3 protein-coding genes are annotated in these 3647 nt (G+C 58.5%); all 3 read left to right on the plus strand.

Annotated features, from left to right (window positions below; all coding sequences use genetic code 11):
• The coding region (locus tag EOD29_RS30495) for an exopolysaccharide production repressor protein (RefSeq protein ID WP_127248767.1) at positions 1-194 on the plus strand (194 nt) is incomplete at its 5' end.
• A 236-nt stretch (positions 195-430) separates the two neighbouring features.
• On the plus strand, positions 431-1444 hold the full coding sequence (locus EOD29_RS30500) for a 1-aminocyclopropane-1-carboxylate deaminase (protein ID WP_024505903.1): 1014 nt from the start codon (positions 431-433) through the stop codon (positions 1442-1444).
• A gap of 599 nt (positions 1445-2043) precedes the next feature.
• A complete protein-coding gene (locus EOD29_RS30505) occupies positions 2044-3201 on the plus strand; it encodes a TlpA disulfide reductase family protein (RefSeq protein WP_063170386.1) in 1158 nt (385 codons plus the stop codon).
• Positions 3202-3647: the final 446 nt, after the last annotated feature.

Here is a 3647-nt window from a genome sequence, read left to right on the forward strand (position 1 = left end):
CGATGGTTTACTTCGCTTTGGATTCGATCCGTGTGGCAGTCGTCACGACGCTGGCCTGTTCGCTGCTGCTTCAGGCCGGCTACTTCGGCCGCGTGCTCTTTCTGATCTGGCAGTCCTCTAGCCGCGCTCGTGGAACTCGCCACAGGGGCCAGCATGCCGATGGTTACAGGAAAGCTCGGGTACCAGTCGTCTGACTCTGATCAACTGCGGAATGCAATTTTCAGCTGTGTCCCGGCTTGGTCGAATGCCCAGCATGTGCTGCTGCTTTGATGCGCGGATGACAGGATCAGTGCTCAGACCCACACCAATTTTGGTCACCCTCTGATGACTGAGCTGATCGTATAGGGAATCTGTGTTCGGCTAACACGCGACCATACCCCTGGGCTGACCGGTGCGTAGCAGGTTCAGGTACTTTTTTGCTGGAGATAGCATGCTGGAAAAATTCGAACGTTATCCGCTCACCTTTGGACCCACGCCGATCGAGAGGCTCGACCGCCTCGGCAAGCATCTGGGCGACAAGGTGGAAATCTACGTCAAACGCGAGGACTGCAACTCCGGTCTCGCGTTCGGCGGAAACAAGCTGCGCAAGCTCGAATACATTGTGCCCGACGCGATCGCGTCAGATGCCGATACGCTCGTCACAATCGGTGGCGTGCAGTCCAACCATACGCGCATGGTCGCTGCGGTCGCCGCCAAGATCGGCATGAAATGCCTCCTGGTCCAGGAGAGCTGGGTCCCACATGATGATGCTGTCTACGACCGGGTCGGCAATATCCTCTTGAGCCGCATCATGGGGGCAGAGGTGCGCCTGGTTGACGAGGGCTTTGACATCGGCATCCGCCGCAGCTGGGAAAAGGCACTTTATGAAGTCAAGGCAAGGGGCGGCAGGCCATATGCGATACCTGCCGGCGCCTCTGTCCACAAATACGGCGGCCTGGGCTATGTGGGGTTCGCTGAGGAGGTGCGTGCCCAGGAAGAGCAGCTTGGGTTTGCCTTCGACTATATCGTCGTCTGTACGGTGACTGGTTCAACCCACGGCGGCATGCTCGTCGGGTTCGCCAAGGATGGTCGACAGCGCAACGTGATCGGTATCGATGCCTCCGCCATGCCCGCCAAGACCAAGGCGCAGGTGCTTGGCATCGCCCAAAATACAGCGAAGCTCGTCCACCTCGGAGCGGAAATTGTCGAGGCAGACGTGGTGTTGTTCATGGACTACGCGTACCCGGGTTATGGCGTTCCATCGGAGGAAACCAAAGAGGCAATCCGTTTGTGCGCGCGGCTCGAGGGCATGATTACGGACCCCGTTTACGAGGGCAAATCGATGCAAGGGATGATCGACCTCGTCCAGAGGGGCTTCTTTCCACAGGGATCGAGGGTCCTCTACGCACATCTAGGCGGCGCACCGGCGATCAACGGGTACGGCTACACCTTTCGCAACGGCTGACGTTCGGCAGTCTGCGATTCCGCGGTCGCGCTCGAACGTGGGTAGGTAGCGTCGTTCGAGCGCTTGGCTGGAGAAGTGGAGGCAGCGACGGGCATCCACTAATTGGTACCATTACGTGCTGTCGGTGCTCAACGCCACGCGCATTGAGCGCATGCCGCCGTTGGCAACCGCGAGGCGAATTTTGACTCCGGGGCAAGAATCCACACGCGGCGGTGGCGGCACGAGGACCAAGCCGGCGAGTTCGCGCTTTCGAACTGGCGCCAAACTGCCACTGCTCGAGGGCCGAGGCCAGTCTAATCACAGGCGAGCCGTCCAAGCTCTCAAGAGTGATAGGGCGAAACCCGACAGCGGCAGAAGACATGTCGGGTTCACGACAATCGGCCGCATTTGGCCTCGTGGAGAATTTCAAAGCATTTCCCGCCGCTTACCGGAGCTGAGGGAATTGGCACCTCCGTTGCAGCTTGATGTGCGGCAACACGGTGAGAGCTTCGCTGAAGCAAGCCAGAGGGAGCGATGCCCTCGAGACCGTGTCCGATTTTGACTGGAAAATATTCCGCGACAAAAGAGACGAAAGGTGTGGAATGACTTTGGACACCAAGATGGAACTGCGTATGGGGTCCCCGGCTCCTGCGATCAAAGTGGAGAACTGGCTGCGTGGCGAGCCCCTCACGAACTTTCGGCCCGGCAAGGTCTACCTCGTTGAGTTTTGGGCGACTTGGTGCGGACCATGTGTCGACGCCATGCCCCATTTGATCGAACTGCAGGAGAAATATGAAGGCAGCGGATTTGAGGCGGTCGGAGTTGCCGCCTGCGAACAGGGTCCTACCGCAGACGAGGCGCGGACCAACGTGGATGCCTGGCTGACCGAGGAGTTCCCGAATCTGAATTATCGTATCGGGTTCGATTACATTGGCGAAATGAACAAGCTCTGGATGGATCCCAGCTCTTCGATTGGGATTCCCACCTCGTTCGTGGTCGACCGCGACGGCCACATCGCTTTTATCGGCCACCCGGCGGAACTCGATGACGTTTTGCCGAAAGTCCTTAACGGCAGCTGGCGCAGCAGCTATGAAGCGAAAGCCGCCGATGCAAAGCGCATCGCGCATAACCAACTTGCAGCGCGCGAAATGTCGCTTACCGGGCCGATATACGCCAAACTTGAGCCGGCGATGCAGGCCGAGGATTGGACGGCGGCGCTCTTGGCCATCGAAGAAGGCCTCGCCTTGATGCCAGACTCTTGTGAGTTCCGGCAGATTCATGCGGATCTTCTGCTTCACAAGCTGCGCGACATCAAGACCGGCATGCCGGTCATGCGAGAATTGGTCGAGGACGCGATCGACAAAACGTCCGACGCGGTGTCGTGGATGGCCTTGGCCCTCAACCAACTCTTCGATCCCACGATGGACAATTCCCATCTTCCGCGCGCGGAGCGCTTTGCGATGGGCAACGAGCTCTCGGAACAGATACTGGCACTCAATCCCCCGAACGGCGATGGCCCGTTTAAATACCTCCGGTACCTCCCGGTAGCTCAGTATTATTACGAGAGCGGCAACAAAGATCGCGCAATCGAGTTGATCGAGGTGGCACTGAAATCGGTGGACCGGCTGGGGCCAATTCCGGACCACACCAAACAGTACTATCTTACCCCATTGCTCGAAGCACTGGCCAACTACACGGGTGAGCCTGCCTGTCACGCGGATCTTTGTGTGGCTCCGCAAAAGAAGGCACCCGAAACTCAAAACGAAGTCACTTCCTGAGCAAGAATCGCGAAGGGACTGACAATTGGAATTGAACACTGGCCAATCCGCCCATCGAAGCTCTCTTCGCAGCAAGTATGTCGATGCAGCAGGGCGGCGGCTTGCGGAAGGTTGGATTTCAATTGCGTTGACCACCGGTCGGATCGCGGCGCAGACGATGTGCGCCGCGAATTCGCGCCGCAGGTCTCGCACTCGTGGACATGTCGAGGTCGGCCACGGGGCACTCTTGGGGTTGGCCCGCCCAAGCCATTCGTCGGCCACGCAAGCGGACCCGGAGTGGGCATCGCAGGAAAAGGAAATCGTACCTCGAAGACGAAGACTGAAATGACGAACAACGAAATTCCTCCGGTTGGCCCTGCTGTCAACAATGACGACGAGGCCCTTGCTTCCCCGTTCGTCAAATGCCTCCTGCGGCTCATTCGTACTCAGGATTCCTTCGGCTTATG

The sequence above is a fragment of the Mesorhizobium sp. M1A.T.Ca.IN.004.03.1.1 genome (genome assembly GCF_003997555.1).
GTDB lineage: Bacteria > Pseudomonadota > Alphaproteobacteria > Rhizobiales > Rhizobiaceae > Mesorhizobium.